Source organism: Neobacillus niacini (genome assembly GCF_023715785.1).
In the GTDB taxonomy this organism is placed as follows: Bacteria; Bacillota; Bacilli; order Bacillales; family Cytobacillaceae; genus Neobacillus; species Neobacillus niacini_E.
On record NZ_JAMBOX010000001.1, the window covers coordinates 808,327 to 828,254 of the forward strand.

The window sequence follows — 19,928 nt, forward strand, 5'->3', positions numbered from 1 at the left end:
ACGTTCAGCTTTTTGCCCAGTTCTTCGCGTCCTCGTACTCGTTCGGATGATTCATGTTGAAAAAGACCCGGTCCAAATCCAACTGGTTAAAGCTTCCAAGCTCTGTTTCTGTTAAATATAACACATTTAAGCGGTCGAGCAGGTGTTTCATGCGCAAATTACCTGCTTTAATGCATTTCGCCGCCTCTTCGGCCGCTGATCTTTTAAAAACAGCAAATAGCGGATGCTGTTTGCCGCCTATAACCGGAATGACGGCATCGTATTCCCCGCATTTTTCTGCCATTGCCGCCGCTAGCTCGCCGGAAACAAACGGCATGTCGCAGGCAACGAGAACGTTTACCTCATGGGAGCTTGCCTCCAATCCAGCATGCAGTCCTGCAAGTGGCCCCATTCCCGGATAATGGTCTGAGGCCATTTTTACCCCTAGGAATTGATAGGCAGCCGGGTCATTTGTGACGAGAATCGTTTCGGCAAAATGCTCCGCAAGGATGTCTCGAATTCTTTCAATATTAGTTTTTTCATTTATTTTTAAAAGCGCTTTATTGGTGCCCATCCGGCTGGATTTGCCTCCGGATAATAGAATGGCTGCAGCGTTCATCAACAGCACCTCTTTTTCATATTTTAAAAAGCGATTCCTCTCCAGAACCAAATTGGATACCGGAGCGGAATCGCTGCTTAATTTGGCTGTTTCTTTTCTCCGACTGCCTTGTAGCCGTTTTCCTGAGCGACAAAATCGAGGTGAATCGAATTTAAGTCAAGCAGGGCCGCGCTCGGTTTTTCAATGTATTGTCTTGTATCAATAATTTTAATATAGCCGTTACAGTCTTCGCAAACCTGGATTTGCGAAGTGGCGTCTCCTTCAATCGTAAGAAACTTGATTTTTTCATAATCTTCAGTACCGCAATGCGAGCATTCCAGGCGCTTTGCTCTCCAATGCGCGAGACAGCGCGGACAGTGAAGGACCTTTTTGCCCTCATCCTCGAGGGCAGCCAGCCTGACCGGTTCGCCGCAGACAGGGCAACCAGCGCCAGGAACCCCGCGGTCAAGCTCAGGCTGGATCATTTCTGCGGTTTTCTGCAGATAAGGTCTTAGTGCAGTCTCCGCAAGGAATTGCGGAATCCATGGCTCAAGTCCATGCTCTTCGGCAAAGCTTTCAAAGTAAACATGATTGAAGGAAAAAGCTTCCTCAATCCAGCGAATCGCAGTTTCTTCGTTCAGCAAGCCCTCAATGCCTGAAAGCTTTGCCTCTAGCTCTGGATTGTGGTTGATTAATAATGTGTTTATATCCTCTATCCACTGTTGGAATAGTGAAATTTCAAAGTCAATAGCCGTTAATGCGGCCGCCGGCACCCCTGCAGCCATTGCCGCTTTGTCTAGGTTCGGCTTGATTGTTTCCGGATTAATCATCCCTTTCCACTGTGCCTGAAGCCGGATGAGTTCTTTTTGCAGATTTTGATATTCCTTCGAAACAACGGACTTAATCATGTCGCTTCACCTCGTTTTCTTTTTTTGAAGCCTTTATTAAAGCGGCCATCGGCCGTTCGCCGCTTGCCAATTATCTTCTAGTTTATCATTTGTTAGATAGTGAAAATCTATAATTTTTTGAAAATAGTCTTTTTTTAAAGGGAAAGGCTGTCCGGTAACAGACAGCCATTCCCGTTTATTAAAATTTCAATTGTCTAGTTGCGTTCGCTATTATGCGCCTTTTTTATGCTTTGGATCATCAAGGTTAGGAAAGTTCCCCTTCTTGACTTCTTCATCATACCAGTCGGCATAGTGGCCTTTTGCCCACCAAGCAGGAACCTTGCCGGTTACAACGCCAGACCAGCCTGGACGTGAATGCTTGTGGATGACACTAAGATAAATGTGTCCGACAATAACAGCGATTCCTAATGCGAATCCGATGTTATGAAGAACATAGCCCCATTGAACTAATGCTCTTGGGAAGTACTCAGGAAACCACATTGTAAATCCGGAAAAAATGACCAATATAGCACAGAACATCTGAAGGATTGAGTTAATCTTCTCTCCAGCGTTAAAGAAGGTCTGTCTCACATGATCAAACTTTAAGCCAAACAATTCTTTCACAAAGTTTCCAAAGAACGCTATATCTCGTTTCTTCCATGTGATCAATTCTTTCATCCACAACATGAACCACTTCGGGCTGAAAATCAGCAAAATAAACGTCGGCGTGATGAAAGCTACGGCAAAGATTCTGTGGAGCAACCGTGCATTGGCTGGGCCGCCAAGAACCGGATACAGCCAGTCAAAGAATTCGGTGTACATTGGCAGCGCCGTGATGTAAAGAGCAAAGAATGAAAGACCATTTATAGCGTGGGCCCAAACAAATGCTTTTGGAAAACGTCTGATCTGTTGGTTTGCCTTCGGGTGCTTCTGAACATTACTCATGGCTCTCACCACCATTCTCTTGCTCTGTTTTTTTGCTGAAAAACTTATTCGTTACAAATGCACCGACAAGGGCCATTGTTGTTGCACCAAGCATCAACTTGCCGACTGGCTGGGCATAATCCTTCCATACTACTGCAGAGGTCGGCACTTTTGGATTTTCAGGCAAGCCGTATACAGACGGTTTCTCTGCTAACACGTATACAGTATGCGTTCCGCCAACGCCTTGTGGGTTGTACACTTGGGCGTTAGGGTAACGGTCCTTGATTTCCTGAACGCGTTTCTCCGCTTTTTGAATCATGGCATCTTTATCGCCAAACTCCATGGCACCTGTGTGGCAGGTTGTTACGCAGGCAGGCTGTAACCCTTCTTCCAAACGGTCGGTACACATGGTGCATTTGTGTGCTTTACGGTATTCTTTACCGTTTTTATCTTTGTACTCTTTCAAAGAAATGACTTCGAACGGACAGTTTTGGACGCAATAGCCGCAGCCTACGCACTTGTCGTGGTCAATAACTACAGTTCCAAATTCCGTGTAGCTGATTGCATTCTCCGGGCAAACCTTTTCGCAGGCTGCATCTGTACAATGGAAGCAGGATGAATGGCGGAACAAGTAATCCAGGCCGCCCTTGGAATTCTCGTGCTCGACAAACTGGAGCACGTTCCAAGTATCCGCTGTAGTCTTTGCATGTGACTGAGAACTGCCTAAGAATTCCGTTTGTTCAGCAGGAAGGTCGTTCCAATTTTTACAGGCTACCATACACGCACGGCATCCGTCACATTTTGTTACGTCGACAAATTTTACATATTCTTTCTTAGCCATTAGTCAGCCCTCCTTATATCGCAGAGGAATGCTTTGTATTCTGGAATCTGTGTGTTGGCATCTCCGATATGCGGCGTCAGGCGGTTTGCTGTATCCCCTGTAGCATATCCTTTGAAGCCGAAATGCCATGGCATCCCAACTTGGTGCACTACCTTACCTCTTACTTTGAAAGGCTTATAACGCTTCGTTACCATCGCGTAAGCAGTGATTTCTCCTCGTGCTGTAGAGACTTTAATTTTGTCTTTATTCTTAATGCCTTTTTCCTTAGCCAGCTCTTCGCTAATTTCTACATACATAAAAGCGGAAAGCTCTGACAGCCATTCTTGGTTACGGGTCATCGTGCCGGATTGCCAATGCTCTGATACACGGTAAGTTGTCGCGATAATCGGGTAATCCGCTTTAAAGCCTTTTTTGTTGAAGTCGCCTTCATGAATCACGACAGCCGGGTTTAATTCTACAGATGAGAACGCATTTGGCACTGGGCTTTCAAATGGTTCATAGTGTTCAGGGAACGGACCTTCATTCATGGTAGGTGCGTAAAGCAGTCCTACACCATCTTTGTTCATCATGATTGCGCCTGTTCCGCCTGGTGCTGATGGTGCTATTGTCGCATTAAAGTCCGGTACGTCGGTTCCGACCCATTTATTCTGAATCGCATCCCAATGGATAACTGCTTTTTCTTTGCTGTATGGTACACCATTGGCATCAGCAGATGCACGGTTGTATAGAATCCGGCGGTTCATCGGCCAAGCAAATGACCAGTTCAAGAAGTTGCCGCCGCCTGTATCTTTGTTGTCACGGTTCTTGGAACGGTTCTTGCCTTCTTCCGGATAGAAACCGCTGTAAATCCAGTTGCCGCTTGATGTGGTTCCATCGTCTTTTAAGGCACCGAATCCAGGAAGCAATTTGCCTGTAGTCAGGTCATAACCGTTAATTTCCTTACAAACCAGATCGATATCCGGCTCATGGCCATCGCCATAGTTCCAATCAAGTGCCAAGAACGGTGCAGCAGCCGCACTTGTGTCTCCGGCATACATCTTTTTGAGTCTCAGCGCCAGGTCATGAACCATGTCAAGGTCTGGGCGTGAATCTCCTTTTGGTTCAATCGCTCTCCAGCGGTATTGCATCCAGCGTCCGCTGTTCGATACACTGCCCTCTTTTTCATATGAAGAACATGCTGGAAGGAAGAACACTTCTGTGTTGATCTTAGATGGGTCGCTGCCCGCTTCTTTTTTCCAGAATGCTGCTGTTTCGGTTTCCCAAAGGTCTACAGCTACCAGCCATTTCAGGTTGCCAAGGGCTTCTTTTTCTCTGCCGGCGTTAGGTCCGCCAACAACTGGGTTTGTTCCCCATAGGAAGGCTCCCTCAAGCTCCTTGTTGAACATCGCTTTGAATAAGAAAATGTGCGAGTAGTTCTTTGCACCTGGTTTTGGCAGGAACTGATAGCCAAACTCGTTTTCTGCAGTTGCATTTTGCCCATACCAGGATTTCAATAAGCTGACCACGAATTTTGGTCTGTTGCTCCAATAACCTGATGGAGGTGTTTCTTTTTTCAAATATCCTTCAAGTGTCGCATGCTCAGGTACAGATTGCTTAGGAATCGCTAGGTAACCAGTTAAGTTATCCCAAAGTAATCCGAAGTCAGTAGATCCTTGTACGTTGGACTCACCGCGCATGGCGTTGATTCCTCCGCCAGGGAGACCAATGTTGCCAAGCAGCATTTGGATGATTGCGAAAGCACGTACGTTTTGTGAACCAACCGTATGCTGGGTAGTGCCCATTGCGTACAAAATAGTGCCGGACTTGCCGACTTTTCCTGTTGCGCAGAATGCTTCATACACTTTTAGCAAATCTTCTTTTGGTGTACCTGTTACAGATGAAACTGTATCTACATCATAGCGTGAATAATGCTTCTTCATTAATTGGAACACGGAACGCGGATGCTCCAATGTTGGGTCTTTAACCGGCTGTCCATCCGGACCGACTGCAAGCGCCCATTTTGTTTTATCATAGCTGCGTTTTGCTTCGTCATAGCCAGAGAACAGGCCGTCATTGAAATCATAGCCATCGGCAACAATAAAGGATGCATTTGTATAGTTCACGACATAATCTTTGTGAATGAGATTATTGTCCAAAGCGTATTTAATCATCCCGCCCATAAAGGCAATATCTGTACCGGAACGAAGCGGCGCGTAAATATCAGAGACTGCTGAAGTGCGAGTATAACGCGGGTCAACACTGACGATCTTTCCGCCTTTTTCCTTTGCTTTTGTCAGCCATCTAAAGCTGATTGGGTGATTCTCAGCAGGGTTTGCGCCCATGATGAGAGCACAATCTGTCCACTGAAGGTCATTCCAGTGGTTGGTCATTGCGCCACGACCAAATGTAGGTGCCAGACCGGCAACCGTAGAGCTGTGTCATATTCGTGCCTGGTGTTCCAGGTAAACAACGCCAAGCCCTCTCATTAATTTAGAAACCAAATATGTTTCTTCGTTATCGAGTGCCGCACCGCCAAGGCTGGCAATCTTTTCTGTTCTATTTACAGTGATACCGTTATCTGTTACGACAAATGACTTATCACGAGTTTCCTTAGTTCGTTTGGCAATGGTGTCCATCATCCATTCCCAGTCTTTTTCTTCCCACTTATCGCTGCCTGGGGCACGATAAAGCGGCTTCGTAATACGCTTCTCAGAAGTATAAACTTGTCTGATTGTTGTTCCTTTGCTGCAAAGCTTGCCTTCGTTGATTGGGTTATCCGGGTCCCCTTCCGTATAAACCACAGTGTTGTCTTTTGTATGGACTAAAATTCCACAGCCCACACCGCAAAAGCAGCAAACGGTTGGTGTTACTTTTGATGAGGCAATTTTGAATTCTTTTGATTTCGCATAGGCCTTTTTCTCATTGAAGCCCAGTTCAACAACAGCCAAAGTGGCAGCGGTTGCACCAGACAGCTTTAAAAATTGCCGGCGATTCAGGTTCAATTCAACCATTTTCAATCTCCTTCCCTTTTACATAAATAGAGCATCCCATTTTTTTCTTTTTATCTGCCAACTTCTGCCGGTTGATTCCCCCCTTCAAGGATTGCCTCCAAAGCCGGTTCGACAGTTAAGTCGTTTTCAATTCTTCCTGCCGAGGTATAAATAGTCGCCATTTTCCCTCTTAAATAGCCGACTACATCAATATTCAAGTACCTGGCTAGTTGGACAGCTTGTTTGGTGGCAGCCGTCCGTGAGCCGATGACTGGAAAGCCAAATTTGGCAGCCTTAGAGAGCATTTCATATGAAACCCTTCCGGTCGTAAGCAGCACCAACCGGCCGGGATGTAACCGCTTTCTGATAGCATGGCCAATAATTTTGTCGACCGCATTATGCCGGCCAATGTCCTCACGAATCGTGATATTGCCTGCTTCGTCAACAATACATGCCCCATGCATTCCGCCCGTTTCTAGATAAAAACGGGAATTTTGGGCAAATTCAGCACGCTTTTTTAATAGATAGCTTAGCTGATAGGTTTTATTCGAAGATACCTTATCGAATTGTTTGACATCGGTCATTGAAAAGAATGTTACGCCTCTGCCGCATCCAGCTGTATAATGCTTTTTCTTCGAAAAGATTTGCTCTTCGTCAAAGTCTGAGCGGAGCGAAACATGGATGCTGCCCTGTTCTTCGTTGATCACGATGGAGTCAATATCGGCTGCATCCTGAATAAATCCTTCAGAAAACAAATATCCGTATGTCCAATCCTCGAGGTCGAATTTTGTCAACTGAAAGACTGCTATTTCGTATCCATTGATGATTAAGGAAATCGGATATTCATCGGGACAACCCTTATGAATCATTGTTTGTTCCCTCCTCTAAAGGAATAATCTTGTTTCTATACTTTACATTGTAAAAATGGCAGGTATCCGATACAGCGACATTCATCACACTGTCGAAATTTGTCCCTTATCTCAGTAGGACTATTGGAGGATATCTACCATTTTAAAGCTAAATTAAGTCTTGAAATGGCGCGTTTTTGACAACTTTCTTTCATTCCTGTCACAGAATTTCAACAATTTTGTGAACGCACAACTTTTGTAACGTGGTAGTAGTATTTACCCAGCCTTTTGCGGGTGATTTCACTCATCGAACCAGGCATGACACTTACCTCGCCTATTCCCATCGTACCCCCCTAACCATCAAATGAATGTGACAAAAATCACGTTCACACCCTTCCAAACCCATCAAACACAGAATTGTCATTTTCCTGTCAAAAAAACGTTTACAAACATGAAATTGGTGGTAGTGGTGTTTTTGGTGTCAGGCACCAGCCGTGGACATTTTTGCAATTTTGTCCACCTGGGGCGGACAAAACCACTCCACTCTCAATCCGTTCCTTTCCGAATGAAATTGTTATGCCTGTGATTATGTTATTTTTTTGTTGTTGCATTATAATAAGAAGGTGGATTTGAGGCATATAAGGAGGCTTATATAATGACGATTAAGAAGGTAATGACGATTGCTGGTTCCGATACAAGCGGCGGCGCCGGGATTCAGGCTGATTTAAAGACATTTCAGGAGCTTGGCGTTTATGGCATGAACGCCCTGACTACGATTGTGACAATGGACCCAAAAAACAATTGGTCGCACAGCGTGTTCCCAATTGATGTATCGATACTTGAAAAGCAGCTGGAAACCATCCTATCTGTTGGCATCGACGCGATGAAAACAGGCATGCTTGGCACCGTGGAAATTATTGAGTTAACCGCGAAAACGATCGATGAGAACAAACTCGAGCGTGTAGTGATTGATCCTGTTATGGTGTGCAAGGGCGAGGATGAGGTGCTCAATCCGGAAACGGCCGATGCGATGCGTGAGCTACTGTTACCTCGTGCATTAGTTGTTACTCCGAACTTGTTTGAAGCCGGACAGCTTGCCGGAATGAAGACTCCGAAAACTGTTGAAGAAATGAAACAGGCTGCTGTCAAAATCGTTGATTTAGGTGCCAAAAATGTTGTCATTAAGGGCGGCAGCAAGCTTCAGGCAGAGGAAAATTCCGTTGACCTTCTTTATGATGGGAAAGAGTTTAGGATTTATGAAACACCGAAGTTTAATACAACCTATACGCACGGCGCAGGCTGTACCCATTCGTCTGCGATTACAGCCGGTCTGGCCAAAGGCCAATCCGTCTATGAGGCAGTTGAAGTCGCCAAAGAATTCGTTGCTGCCGCCATCTCTGAGGGCTTCCGCTTGAACGAATTTGTCGGCCCAACCTGGCATGGCGCTTACCGCAGCGGCAAGTCTGTCACCGAGTATTGTGAAGATTGCGAAGCATAACTTTTAAGATAGAGTCGATCCTTTTGATCGGCTCTTTCCTTTGGTATGGGGTTATGCGCAAATAAAACCTCTATTTTCGTAAATAAAATAGGGATATTGACAAATAAAATCGCTAAATCCGCAAATAGAATCAGAAAAAGCGCAAATTATAGCGGCCACTCTTTTTCAGGCACGATTTTAGCATTTTTTTACTTATTTTAGTATGATAAGTACATTATTAATAAAATTAAAGCGAATCCTAAATTGCTTTTAACTTTATTGGAAGGGAAGGGAGTCAGGTTTGGAGTCTGTTGATATTAAAAAGGTTCAAGAAATCATCAACCATTTTGCTGGAAAAGATGTCTACATCTATCTCGAAACGACGAATGGCGCCTACGCATCTCATCATAATCAACAATTCTTTTCGGCAGGAGCCTACATCCGCAACGCTCTCGTCCGCTACGAATTGGGGAAAATCACTGGCAATGGTCCCTTTCGCGTCGGTCTAAAAATCGATCTTGGCTGGGTGTACGCCGAGGGAATTACCCATTATGAATTCGATGAGTTCGGCCGATTGCTAATGGCCGGCCATGACTATAACGGAAAGCTTGCGGTTGCGCTGGAAATCAGCGAGACACCATTTGAATAGAAAGGAGTGCATATTATATGGAAAAAGAACGTCATGTTCTCGTGGTCTTTCCGCACCCCGATGACGAAGCCTTTGGTGTATCCGGAACGATTGCCACCCATGTGAAAAACGGTACACCGGTCACCTACGCTTGTTTGACTCTCGGAGAAATGGGGCGTAATATGGGAAATCCCCCATTTACCAATCGGGAAAATCTCCCGAAAATCCGCAAACAAGAATTGAAGGAAGCCGCAAGAGTGCTCGGCATCCAAGACCTTCGCATGCTCGGATTCCGCGATAAAACCGTTGAATTTGAAGATGATGAAATGCTATCAAACGTCATTTCCGGACTAATTGAGGAGTTAAATCCATCTCTCGTCATCACGTTTTATCCCGGATATTCCGTTCATCCCGACCATGAGGCCACCGGCGCGGCCGTCGTCCGTGCCGTCGGAAAAATGCCAAAGGCCGTACGGCCAAAGCTGCACTGCGTCGCCTTTTCCAACGACTGCGTCGAAAAGCTTGGCGAGGCGGATATCATCAACAACATCAGCCCTGTTGCCGAAACAAAGCTTGCCGCAATTAAGGCCCATCGGTCACAAACGGAGACAATGTTCAAAGACATGGAGGAAAAACTTAAAAATCAGGACCCGCAAATCATGGTCTGGGTCAATAATGAACGGTTTTGGACATACAAATTTTCCGACTAATAGAAACATGCCATTTGGCGAGTCTAGTAAAACAAAAAGGGGGCAGAACCCGCGTGCTTTGAATACTTTCCAAGCATGTGGATTCTGTCCCCTTCCTTATTAATAATCCCGCTGCATTAACGTGCAAAACTTGCACGTGTCGAGAATGATAATTTTTCTTGACCTGATTTCAATCAGTTCTTCCTTTTTTAATCTCGAAAAAACCCGGATGACACTTTCCCGTGTTGTCCCGACAATCGTAGCAAATTCCTGAACCGTCAACGGAATTTCAATGCCCCATCTTTTGCCTTCATGATTAAATTTTCTGCCAACCCGCTCAAGTGTGCGAACCGTTTTGGCATATTCGTCCAACAGGGCGGTATCCCGCAATTGCGAGGTCATATCGCGCAGCGCAGCGCTCATATAGCTGATCATTTGTATCGCCAGCTCGGGGTGATGGGAGATTTCTTTTTCCAGCTCCAGCTTATCCAAAAAGAACAGCGTTCCGGCTTCAAGCATGGTGGCAGTCGCCGGATAATATTCCTCCTTTTGCGTAAACAAACAAGCCTCGGCAAAGACGGTCTTCTCACCGGATTCCGCAACAGGTTACGGCTTTGACGAGCATTCCAAGAAAATGATGGATGATTATACGTGGGGCGACCTGCACCACCCGGCATTCTCCGAGACAAATGGTGATTATGACGGTAAATGGATGTTCGCTACTGACGTCGGCAACAGCCGTGCCGCTGTTATGGATTTAAAAACGTTTACTGTCAAAGACATTATTAAGGTTCCAAACACAAGCGGCCCACACTGTGCGGCATTTGTAACGGAAAATACCGAGTACATGTTCCTGCCGACACGCTTTGCTGTACCAATTGGACAAAAGTACGAAGATCTTGATGATTACAGCACGAAATACCGCGGCGTCATGTCTGCCGTAACATTTGATGAGAAAAATGTGAAGCTGAACATTGACTATCAGGTTGCCCTGCCGCCATGGTCCTATGACCTGTCCGACGCCGGCAAGAAAGGGTCTGCCGACTGGGCTGTTATGACGACCTATAATACAGAAGAAGCAACAACCAATCTTGAAATCAACGCGTCACAAGCTGACCGTGACTATATTGTCCTGTTCAACTGGAAAGAGCTTGCGCAAATGGTCAAGGACGGAAACTATGAAGATGTCGATGGCCAAAAAATGATTCTCCCTGAAAAACAAAAGGGCGGCATTTACCTGGTGCCTGTAGCCAAATCGCCGCACGGTGTTGACGTTACTCCAGACGGAAAGAATTCGGCAAAGATAAGTTTTGGGCTACAGAGAGGAAGCAATATGAGATGATCGTCCTATCGAAAAAGGTCCAAAGCGACCTCGTTACCAAGGTCAAAAAAGAAAATCCTAGCTACGGCGAGCAGGAAGTTCTTTTCCAAGCGCAAAAACAATACGAAGATCTGCTTGTTTCGCAGGTGAACTCACTCGAGATTGAAATCTTGTAAATTCTAGGATCGCAAATAAAAGTGAGATTTGCGCAAATAAAACGGCTTTTCCCGCAAATAAAACTGGGTTTTCCACAAATAAAATAGCATTTTCCGCAAATAAACCAGCAATCACATGTCGATTGCTGGTTTATTTTAGATTCCGCACCAGCACCCGGTACAGTTTATCGTCCCCCTCGTCGGGATTTCCGCGGCCGTCGGTGTTGTTACTAACGAAGTACAAATACTCGCCGTCGATATACACATCACGGATGCGGCCGAGTCCGGTGATGACCTTCTTTGTCCGGCCCTTCTCAAGATCAAATTCGCGGACAGCATTGCCGCGCAGTGCCGCGACATACAGCTTGCTGTCCTTAGCAGCGGCCATCCCCGACGGCGCCCACGTTTCCTCGCCTGATTGAAACAGCGGTGTTGCCATTCCAGCACGCTTTTTCCAACCCTCAATCTTCGGCCAGCCATAATTGGCCCCCGGCTTGATCAAATTAATCTCATCATGCGCCGATTGCCCGTGCTCGCTGGCATACAGCGTCGAGCCAATCCAGGCCAGCCCCTGGGGATTCCGGTGGCCGTAGCTGTATACATAAGAATTGGGACCAAAGGGATTATCAGCAGGAATACTTCCGTCCAAATTCATCCGCAAGATTTTACCGTTAAACGAATCTCGTTTTTGGGCGGATTTCGGCACGGTGGCGTCGCCTGTCGTTATATACAGCTTGCCGTCAGGGCCGATTTTCAGCCGCCCGCCATGGTGGTACGCTGCACTCGGGATTTTATCCAGAAGGATTTCAGCTTCCCGCCACACTGAACCGTCCGTTTCCAACACGACAACGCGGTTAAATTGGTCGTCCCCTTCCAAATAGGTGTAATATGCGTATGCTTGTTGCGATTCTACAAAATCAGGGGCCGGCACAAACCCCAATAGCCCGGCCTCTGCGGTCTCTGCCAACGGCTTTTTCAACTCCACCGGCTGCCGCTCCACTTGACCATCTGCAATCACTGCGATACTTCCTGTCCGTTCACTGATGTAAAATGCCCCGTTGACCTTATTAATTGACCAAGGCACAGATAAACGATCCGCCACTACTTCCACATCATGCTGCAGGACAATCGCCTCATCCTCAGGCGGTTCCGTCTCTTTTTTTTCAAAAATAGCACAGCCTGACGCAAGCAGCACCATCAGCAACATCGAACACAACCGCAACATCCGCTTAACCCTTACCCCCTTCACAGACTATAATACTTCCAAAATCGCCTGCGCCACGCCGCTGTTTTCATTGGTGTCGGTGATCACATCACACATCGATTTGATGACCGGGCTGGCATTGCCCATCGCCACGGCCCGGCCGACTTTTTCAAACATGGACACATCGTTGAAATTATCGCCAATCGCCATCGTCTCATCCAGACCAATCCCGTTAGCATGGACAAACGCCTCAAGAGCAATTCCCTTTTGGGCATCCTTATGGGTGATTTCAATATTTTCATGGCCTGATTTTGTTACGGTCAATTCCGCAAATCCCGAAAGCGATTCCTGTGCAACAGCCAGATGTTCCTCATCAAACGAGAACGCGAGGAATTTGTAGACTTTGTATTGTTCACTGTCGAACAGCACACCATAGTCGTCCACCGGGTGAATCAGGTTATCGCGCAGTCTCGCCCCCGCAGCATATTCAACAAATTCACGGTCCGCTTCCGGATTGGCTGTCAAAACAATGTCGACCATAATGGAAACAGCCTTGGCGGCATCGATTGTGAACGCGCCTTTATCGGTGTAAACTTCAAAATAGACATCCGTTTCAGCCAGCCTGGCGGCAATATCCCTGGCGGCATCTTTTTCAATCGGCGTAGCCGAAATCATTTCTCCATCTCGCCCGCGAACCTCGGCCCCGTTGACACAAATCAGAGGACAAGTCAGCCCGGCTTCATCAAGCACATAGGTTGCCTCTTGGTAAGCCCGGCCGGTGGCCACGACCACTTCAATCCCGGCAGCCTGCGCCTTCAGGATTGCCTGCTTATTTTCCTCACTGATGGTTTGCATCGCGTTCAATAATGTTCCATCCATGTCTGTTGCAATACATTTAATCATAATGGTCTCCTTTAGTTTCATTCATTAGTGCCATTCTAACAGAAATAATCGTATTACGTCAGATACTTGCTTCCCTCCCTGACGCTCAACGGTGCCAGCCGCTCCCCTGAGATAAACGCCTTGACCGAGGCCGGATTGGATTTTGAATATTCCCGTAACGCCCAGCCAATCGCTTTTTGGATAAAAAATTCCTTGCTGCCTGCATTTTCCCGTATGTATCGATAAAGCAGCTCCTCATCCGTTTGCTGCTTGTATTTTAATTGAAAAAGAATCGCGGCCCGCCGCAGCCACATATTGTCACTGACGGCCCAGCGGTCAATCGTTTCTGTGATCACTTCAGGATATCGGGCAGCTATTTTACCGACCGGTTTGGGTGCAATCGCATCAACACTATCCCACCATGATTTCGTCAGTATTAGTTTTTCCATAAAAGGCAAGTCCGTTTTTTGCAGCTTCTTTAGCGATTTTTCAAGGTATACAAGCGCTGTATATTGATATTCCCGCTCCTCCTTTTGCCAAAGCTCCCAAACAAAATCCTGCTGAAACGGCTCCTTCAAGATCCCCGTCTCTTTAAAAAATTGCTTTTCCAGTTGTGATCGCAGCGGCTTTTTTATCCCGAGAAACGGAAAATGGTCTTTCATATATTTCCGCATTGGACCGGCATTTGCTTCATTTCTATTTTTTTCAAACAGGTTTGTTAAACTTTTCATCGTATCTGACAATGGACTCACTCCCTCTCCTGTTACCTTTTATTGTAAAAAATATCCCGCGCATAAACAATCCCCGTGGCGCCAAACTATTTGTGATAAGGAGGGATTACCAGATGACGAAAAAATACAATAAAGGCAGCCGCAACCAAAACTCGCCGAGAGCAGGGCACGCAGAAGCTGAATTTGCTGCAGAATTTGTCAGCGGCGATAACAGCAAAGGAAACAAACGCAATAAGGACCAGCAAAGCAAGACGAATCCTCATAAATAAAAACACGCTGATTGGCGAGCCCGTTACGTCAAAAAATGCCGGGGGACCTCTCCACCCGGCACTCTTTTTTTAACTATTTGCTTCAGCCAACACCTTAATTTCCTCAGCAATTTTCTCATGAATTTTATCGACGACCGAGAAATCCATCGCTGCAATATAAATTTCCTCAAGCTCGTCATGCAGTTCTTTTGCCTTGGCGAGCCAGCCGGTCGCTTCCTTCATTTTTTGGCGATACTTGGCGGAAATTTTGCTGATGATGTCCGCAAAAATATCATCCGTTCCCGGCTCAATTAAAATTTCATACATATCAATGATTTCATCGCCGTCCCGGCTCGGGAAATATTCATGCGGCGCCGTGCTGTCAAAGATAGCAATCCCGAGCTCCCGGAAAATCAACATATCCAGGCTGTTCGGGTCAAAGCCGCAATGGTAGATTTCTGTGTCGATGCCACGTTCCTCGGCGGCTGCGGCCAATTTTTTCAGCATTGTCGATTTGCCAGAACCGGGGCGACCTTTAATAAAATAGCGTTTTGGGATTTCTTCGGTTAGATTTGGGACAAAATCGACGGCACCCGTTGGTGTTGCCGCCCCGAGGAACCGGTGGCGAATATCCGGCTTCTTATTCAACTTCATCTTTCCAAAAAACGAATCAATCAATTTGTTCGTCAACTGGTCTGCTTTTTTGAAATCCATGCTGTTTATATAAATTTTTTCCCAATCATCATGTACTTCCAGCGCTTCCTTAAAAGTGGCGTAAGCCTTGGCAAAGGCATCGCTGATTCGGGCGGTCAGCTTTTGAATGGTGTTTTTGTGGGCGGCGAGGGTTTTTGCATCCCACGCTTCACCGAGATTAATATATTCCTCAACGGCCCCGGGCGCCTTCGGTTCAATCACATGCGGCGCGGTGCCGTCAACAATCCCCACCTTCAGGGCGGGAATCAGCACCCCATCAATCGAATTGTTGTCAGACGAGCAATGGAGAAATTCAATATTATAGCCCTTTTCCAGCCACTCGTTGCCAATCTTCCTCATGAGCGAGGACTTTCCGGTTCCAGGTCCGCCTTTTAAAATAAACAAGCGGTCAAGCCCCTGCAGATTAGAATCGTACAAACTGTGGAAGCCCTTGGCGGTATTGCCGCCGGCGAAATAGTTTTTCACTTTTCCTGCCATTCATCAACACTCCCTTTATAAACAACCTTGCCGTTCACGGGGCAAAGCTTCATGAGCCACTGCAAAGATTATGGTCACCATATCTTATGCATCGGGTGTTTATAGGTGAATGCCCAAGGAAAAATCTTATTTGATTGGGGTTATCGGCAGTGCTTATTTAATCACGTCAACGAATACCGCCCCGGTTACCTCTTGCAAGTGGGCTGGTTTTAGCACAATTTGCATGCCGATTTTACCAGCGCTTACGACCATAGAATCAAGCGCGTGGCAGCTTTCGTCGAGAAAGGTCTTGTATTGCTTTTTCATGCCGATCGGCGAGCAGCCGCCACGAACGTAGCCGGTCCATTTTTGGATATCTTTCATCGGCAGCATCTCCATGTTTTTTTCTCCGGCCGCTTTGGCCGCTTTTTTCAAATTTAACTCCTCGAGGACGGGAACGACGAACACATACAGAGTTTTGCTGGCACCCTGAGTAACGAGTGTTTTGTAGACTTCCTTCGGGTCTTTGCCGACTTTTCCCGCAACCGACACCCCGTCGATTTTTCCATCCTTATTTTCATAGGTCAGAACCTCATATTGGACCTTTTGTGTGTCAAGAATCCGCATTGCATTCGTTTTGGCATGGGCCATGGGTATCATCCTTCTGATTTTTGTATCTATTTTATCAAAAAGAGGGCCGTTTTTTAATGGCTGTGTGATTTACTAGTCCGTTTTGAGGTTTTATTGGTCGGTTTTATCATTTTATTGGTCGGTTTCCGGATTTTATTGGTCAATTTCCGAATTTATTGGTCAACTTTTACATTTTTCTGGTCAAATGAAAATTTACCGGCGGGTTTTGTCTAGTTTACTGGCACTTTTTGCTACTTTACCGGTCGATTCCACCCTTTTACCGACATCCCCATAAAAAAGAGCCCGCACTACACGTACGAGCCCTCTTTCCTAATCCTATTTCGCCAACACGCTCCCAAAAAAAGCGCGTAACAATTACCTTTTTTAAAAACCAAACATCACCTTGTGAAGCGCATTATAGGCATTCACGTAACCGGCCCCGACTTCCCATGATTCGCAGCCTGGCATGCCGGTGGCGGTATTCTGAAGCACCTGCTTGATCTGGCCAGGTGTCAGCAATGGATTAGCCTCCAGCATGAGGGCGACAATCCCCGCGACGTGCGGCGTGGCCATCGAGGTACCGCTCATCGTAGTATAAAATGGCAGATACTGCGGTTCAACTGAACTAATATCTGTCGTCAGGCCCAGCAACGCCACCGGCCCCAACACACGGGTAGAGATGGTATCGACCCCCGGAGCCGTGATGGCGGGCTCATCCTTCCATATCCAAGTTCGGCCGTCCATTTAGCTTTTCCAACAAAGTCAAATGCGCCTTTGTAGGCGGTCCGTCACCTTCAAAGGTAACAACTACCTGTACAGGCTGGATTGCTGTTTTTAATACTTTCACTAGGTCCAAATCCAGGACAGCAACAGGAACCACCTCTGCCTTGGCCTTTGATAGATTCGGCAGTACCAGCGATAATAATAGAGCAAAAATAAGGAATCCCGATAACCACTTTTTCATCTCCAAAACCCCCTTCAGAATCGGTATACCTATCATTGTCCGAAAATTCAAAAGGGAACACCATTCACCAAAGGTAGTAAATCTCGCAAAACTGGTACTAACTTTCCATCCTACTGAGGTTTTACCCTCCAGAACCAGTCAACCAACCACAAATAAAACCAGGTACAAAAGCACCTGGTTTATCCCTGCAAAAGAGCTTTGTCCACCCCACGTGGACAAAACGGCGGAATTGTCTTTTTGTGGTGCCTGACACCACCCTAGCTCAACGGTACCAACTGGTTCTGTACCGCGTAGATGACGACCTGGGATCGACTTTTGACGCCCAACTTTTTGAAGATGTTGCTGACATGGATTTTGACGGTTTTGTCGCTGATGAACAGGGTTTTGGCGATTTCTTTGTTGTTCATGCCCTGGACCAGGCAAAGCAGGACTTCTTTTTCCCGCTCGGTCAGCATGGAATCGGCCGGCTTCTCTTCTTCCACCTCTTCCACCTTAGGCTGCATGAAGCCCAGAAATTTTTTGGTCATCGACGGGTGAATCACCGACTGGCCATTGGCCACGGAGCGAATCGCATCGACGACATGCTGGGACGGGGCATCCTTCAGCAAATACCCATCGGCCCCTTCGCGAATCGCCGACATAAAATACTCGTCGTGATCAAACATCGTCAAAATTAATATTTTAATAGACGGGTAAAGCTTCTTAATCACGCTAGTGGCTTCAATCCCATTTTTCTCGGGGATATTAATATCCATCAAAATCACATCTGGCATTGCTTCCTTGACCTTGGCAATCGCGTCATTGCCGTTGACCGCTTCGGCGATCACTTCAATATCCGATTCCATATCCAAAATATTTTTCAATCCGTCCCGTAATACAGCGTGATCATCGACTAGCATAAGCTTGATCATGTAGCTCTCTCCCTTCAATTCCCATTCTTGGAACTGTTAACGTAATCTCCGTTCCGGACCCCTCACGGCTGTCGACCTGAAGCATGGCCTGAATCTTTTCTGCCGCTTCATTCATATGAAGAATCCCAAAATGCGGATGCTCCCGCGCTTTTATCATCGCCTGAAACAGCGAAAAGCCGCGGCCATCATCCTTCACCTTTAACAAGACATTCTCTTTCTGAAAGCTTAACAAAATGTCGATTCTTGATGCCTCTGCGTGTTTAATCGCGTTTTGCACGCTTTCCTGGCAAATATCAAAAATAATTTTTTCCACCATTGAGCTCAGGTTGAACTCGGGCCCCCGCGTCTCCAAGCAAATCTCGAGCCGGTGTTCCCGCCGGAGCATGTTAATCTTTACCGTAATCGCCGCCAGCAGTCCGACGCGCTCAGTCGGATACGGCCTTAATGCATAAATGGATTCCCGGACCTCTTTCAGGCTTTTTCTCAGCTTCTCGGTACTCTCGACCATCAAGCGGAACGAATCATCGGGAGCCTTGGTAAATTTCCGCTGCGCCGTTTCCAAATTCATAATCGCACCGGCTAGCGACTGGGCAACCCCGTCATGGATATCACGGGCAATCCGGTTTCGCTCCTCCAAAATCAGCCGTTTCTCCTGCTCGGCAAACAGCCAGCGCGTCTTAATCAGCACCGCCAGCTGATTTCCCAACGTCGCCGCGGAGCGATGGTCCTCTTCGCTGAAGCTTCTCGTCCGGACCCGGCCAAATACAAACATGCCGACCAGCTCGCTTTCAATGATGAGCGGCGCATATAACAAAGACCCGACCTCTTCTGTAAAAAATTGGCCTGCAGGGCCCGCATCTTTTTTGGCATAGTCATAGACAGTGACCCTGGTGATGGAGTCAAACGCGGAAGCAATATCGTATGATAACTGCGGTTTTGTGGCTACCGGGCCGTCGGCAAAGCTCAGCTCCCAGCCGGTCTTTTTCTTTTTCCAGAGAATCCAGGCATCAACATCTATAAATTCCTGGAGATTATCGGCCAAAAAGGTGAGCCAGTCGGTGGCCGCAATCTTTTTATTCAATTCGGAAGAAATGCTGAACAGTGCCTTTTGTTTTGCCTTTTCCCGTTTTAAATTTGCTATAATCGAGCTTAACAGCGCAAAGCATACCAATGGCGAGAAAAAGAAAAAAAACGTAACCACGTCAATTTGCCCGCGGTTTTGACTGCCCAATACATAAAAAAGCACAAGATAGACAGCAGAAATCGAAAAACTGTTGATCTCCTGGACTGTCTTTCGCTTCCAGACGTTAAAGGGATAAACCTGCGGACGAATCCACAGCACCAGGTCAATAATTAGGTTATTCAATGCATAAAACGGGATAATCACCATACTGACGTGAATGAGTCCCTGCAAGACTTTGGACACATCAGCGATCGGCAGCAATGGATAGAACGTCTGGTTAAACAAATGAGCCAAATAAAAGCTGACAATGTGCATGCCAGGGTTAAACAGAATAATCCTCAATGGGCGGCGTTCAATAATGTTGACCGCTGCGACAATGATTCCGTAAAAAACGAGCGTATTGGCAAGTCCGTCGATGACATAGATAGCGTAGACAAGGGAAAACGAAATGGTTACCGTTCCATTCCAAACGGGCAAGGGAAAATACTCAACAATAAATAAGAATAAAACCAGCAGCGCAAAAATCATTGCATCATGGGGGATTGATAATTGCGTCAGTCCGAATTGAAGGAAAATCCACCCGCCAATTAATGTTATCAGCAACAAAAACTGTCGTGACAACTGCTCTCGTTTTTTCAAAAACCCAGAATCACGCATGGCGACGACCCCTTCTATTTTGTTACGGATTA

Annotated in this window: 21 protein-coding genes and 2 pseudogenes; 6 read left to right on the top strand and 17 right to left on the bottom strand. The window is 46.5% G+C overall.

Annotated features, from left to right (window positions below; translation table 11 throughout):
* Positions 1-4: 4 nt before the first annotated feature.
* From mobA to fdhD, 7 genes and pseudogenes are all read right to left on the bottom strand, one after another.
* Entirely contained in the window at positions 5-598 is a 594-nt protein-coding gene (gene mobA / locus M3234_RS03875; protein ID WP_262303406.1) for a molybdenum cofactor guanylyltransferase, read from the bottom strand.
* Between the two features lie 77 nt (positions 599-675).
* A complete protein-coding gene (locus M3234_RS03880) occupies positions 676-1,485 on the bottom strand; it encodes a formate dehydrogenase accessory protein FdhE (RefSeq protein WP_262303407.1) in 810 nt (269 codons plus the stop codon).
* Positions 1,486-1,695: 210 nt separating this feature from the next.
* On the bottom strand, positions 1,696-2,409 hold the full coding sequence (locus tag M3234_RS03885) for a formate dehydrogenase subunit gamma (RefSeq protein WP_262303408.1): 714 nt from the start codon (positions 2,407-2,409) through the stop codon (positions 1,696-1,698).
* The gene (locus M3234_RS03890) at positions 2,402-3,229 is read right to left on the bottom strand and encodes a 4Fe-4S dicluster domain-containing protein (protein ID WP_262303409.1); all 828 of its coding nucleotides are present in this window, start codon (positions 3,227-3,229) and stop codon (positions 2,402-2,404) included. The genes M3234_RS03885 and M3234_RS03890 overlap by 8 nt, the downstream gene beginning before the upstream one ends.
* Positions 3,229-5,634: pseudogene (fdnG, locus tag M3234_RS03895) on the bottom strand (formate dehydrogenase-N subunit alpha); the annotation flags it as partial. The pseudogene fdnG and the gene M3234_RS03890, both read right to left, overlap by 1 nt.
* 12 nt (positions 5,635-5,646) lie before the next feature.
* On the bottom strand, positions 5,647-6,219 hold the full coding sequence (locus M3234_RS29890; protein WP_464514587.1) for a twin-arginine translocation signal domain-containing protein: 573 nt from the start codon (positions 6,217-6,219) through the stop codon (positions 5,647-5,649).
* Positions 6,220-6,269: 50 nt separating this feature from the next.
* Positions 6,270-7,067 (bottom strand): formate dehydrogenase accessory sulfurtransferase FdhD, encoded by a 798-nt coding sequence (gene fdhD, locus M3234_RS03900; protein ID WP_262303410.1) that lies wholly within the window; start codon positions 7,065-7,067, stop codon positions 6,270-6,272.
* A gap of 634 nt (positions 7,068-7,701) precedes the next feature.
* Here fdhD and pdxK point away from each other — a divergent pair.
* The 3 genes from pdxK (at position 7,702) to bshB2 (ending at position 9,861) form a co-directional block, all read left to right on the top strand.
* Positions 7,702-8,544, top strand: coding sequence for a pyridoxine/pyridoxal/pyridoxamine kinase (pdxK, locus tag M3234_RS03905; RefSeq protein WP_262303411.1), 843 nt, complete (start codon positions 7,702-7,704; stop codon positions 8,542-8,544).
* Positions 8,545-8,824: 280 nt separating this feature from the next.
* Positions 8,825-9,172 (top strand): YojF family protein, encoded by a 348-nt coding sequence (locus M3234_RS03910; protein ID WP_262303412.1) that lies wholly within the window; start codon positions 8,825-8,827, stop codon positions 9,170-9,172.
* A 17-nt stretch (positions 9,173-9,189) separates the two neighbouring features.
* Positions 9,190-9,861, top strand: coding sequence for a bacillithiol biosynthesis deacetylase BshB2 (gene bshB2, locus M3234_RS03915; protein ID WP_262303413.1), 672 nt, complete (start codon positions 9,190-9,192; stop codon positions 9,859-9,861).
* Positions 9,862-9,960: 99 nt separating this feature from the next.
* On the opposite strand, the gene M3234_RS03920 is transcribed toward bshB2, so the two are convergent.
* Positions 9,961-10,401 carry a Crp/Fnr family transcriptional regulator gene (locus tag M3234_RS03920; protein WP_262303414.1) on the bottom strand — a complete coding sequence of 147 codons (441 nt, stop codon included), beginning with the start codon at positions 10,399-10,401 and terminating at the stop codon, positions 9,961-9,963.
* Between the two features lie 19 nt (positions 10,402-10,420).
* On the opposite strand from M3234_RS03920, the pseudogene M3234_RS03925 reads away from it, so the two are divergent.
* A pseudogene (locus tag M3234_RS03925) lies at positions 10,421-11,131 on the top strand (Sec-dependent nitrous-oxide reductase); the annotation flags it as partial.
* Between the two features lie 47 nt (positions 11,132-11,178).
* The gene (locus M3234_RS03930; protein WP_262303416.1) at positions 11,179-11,337 is read left to right on the top strand and encodes a hypothetical protein; all 159 of its coding nucleotides are present in this window, start codon (positions 11,179-11,181) and stop codon (positions 11,335-11,337) included.
* 130 nt (positions 11,338-11,467) lie between these two features.
* Here M3234_RS03930 and M3234_RS03935 read toward each other — a convergent pair whose 3' ends face one another.
* Genes M3234_RS03935 through M3234_RS03945 form a run of 3 tightly spaced genes read right to left on the bottom strand, consistent with a single transcriptional unit; the run spans position 11,468 to position 14,133 of the window.
* Entirely contained in the window at positions 11,468-12,523 is a 1,056-nt protein-coding gene (locus M3234_RS03935; RefSeq protein WP_262303417.1) for a PQQ-dependent sugar dehydrogenase, read from the bottom strand.
* 45 nt (positions 12,524-12,568) lie between these two features.
* A complete protein-coding gene (locus M3234_RS03940; protein ID WP_262303418.1) occupies positions 12,569-13,423 on the bottom strand; it encodes a Cof-type HAD-IIB family hydrolase in 855 nt (284 codons plus the stop codon).
* A 53-nt stretch (positions 13,424-13,476) separates the two neighbouring features.
* On the bottom strand, positions 13,477-14,133 hold the full coding sequence (locus M3234_RS03945; RefSeq protein ID WP_262303575.1) for a DNA alkylation repair protein: 657 nt from the start codon (positions 14,131-14,133) through the stop codon (positions 13,477-13,479).
* A 113-nt stretch (positions 14,134-14,246) separates the two neighbouring features.
* Here M3234_RS03945 and M3234_RS03950 point away from each other — a divergent pair, with 113 nt between their 5' ends.
* Positions 14,247-14,402: a hypothetical protein gene (locus M3234_RS03950; protein ID WP_262303419.1), complete on the top strand. Its 156-nt coding sequence runs from the start codon at positions 14,247-14,249 to the stop codon at positions 14,400-14,402.
* 69 nt (positions 14,403-14,471) lie between these two features.
* Here the strand turns inward: M3234_RS03950 and M3234_RS03955 are convergent, their stop codons facing one another.
* From M3234_RS03955 to M3234_RS03980, 6 genes are all read right to left on the bottom strand, one after another.
* The gene (locus M3234_RS03955; RefSeq protein WP_262303420.1) at positions 14,472-15,572 is read right to left on the bottom strand and encodes a PRK06851 family protein; all 1,101 of its coding nucleotides are present in this window, start codon (positions 15,570-15,572) and stop codon (positions 14,472-14,474) included.
* Positions 15,573-15,725: 153 nt separating this feature from the next.
* A complete protein-coding gene (gene ybaK, locus M3234_RS03960; protein WP_262303421.1) occupies positions 15,726-16,202 on the bottom strand; it encodes a Cys-tRNA(Pro) deacylase in 477 nt (158 codons plus the stop codon).
* Positions 16,203-16,565: 363 nt separating this feature from the next.
* Entirely contained in the window at positions 16,566-16,925 is a 360-nt protein-coding gene (locus M3234_RS03965) for a S8 family serine peptidase (protein ID WP_262303422.1), read from the bottom strand.
* Positions 16,894-17,145, bottom strand: a complete 252-nt coding sequence (locus tag M3234_RS03970; RefSeq protein ID WP_262303423.1) for a hypothetical protein — start codon at positions 17,143-17,145, stop codon at positions 16,894-16,896. Before M3234_RS03970 ends, M3234_RS03965 begins: the two co-directional genes overlap by 32 nt.
* A 257-nt stretch (positions 17,146-17,402) precedes the next feature.
* Positions 17,403-18,056 carry a response regulator gene (locus tag M3234_RS03975; protein WP_262303424.1) on the bottom strand — a complete coding sequence of 218 codons (654 nt, stop codon included), beginning with the start codon at positions 18,054-18,056 and terminating at the stop codon, positions 17,403-17,405.
* Positions 18,031-19,896 carry a GAF domain-containing sensor histidine kinase gene (locus M3234_RS03980; protein ID WP_262303425.1) on the bottom strand — a complete coding sequence of 622 codons (1,866 nt, stop codon included), beginning with the start codon at positions 19,894-19,896 and terminating at the stop codon, positions 18,031-18,033. Before M3234_RS03980 ends, M3234_RS03975 begins: the two co-directional genes overlap by 26 nt.
* Positions 19,897-19,928: the final 32 nt, after the last annotated feature.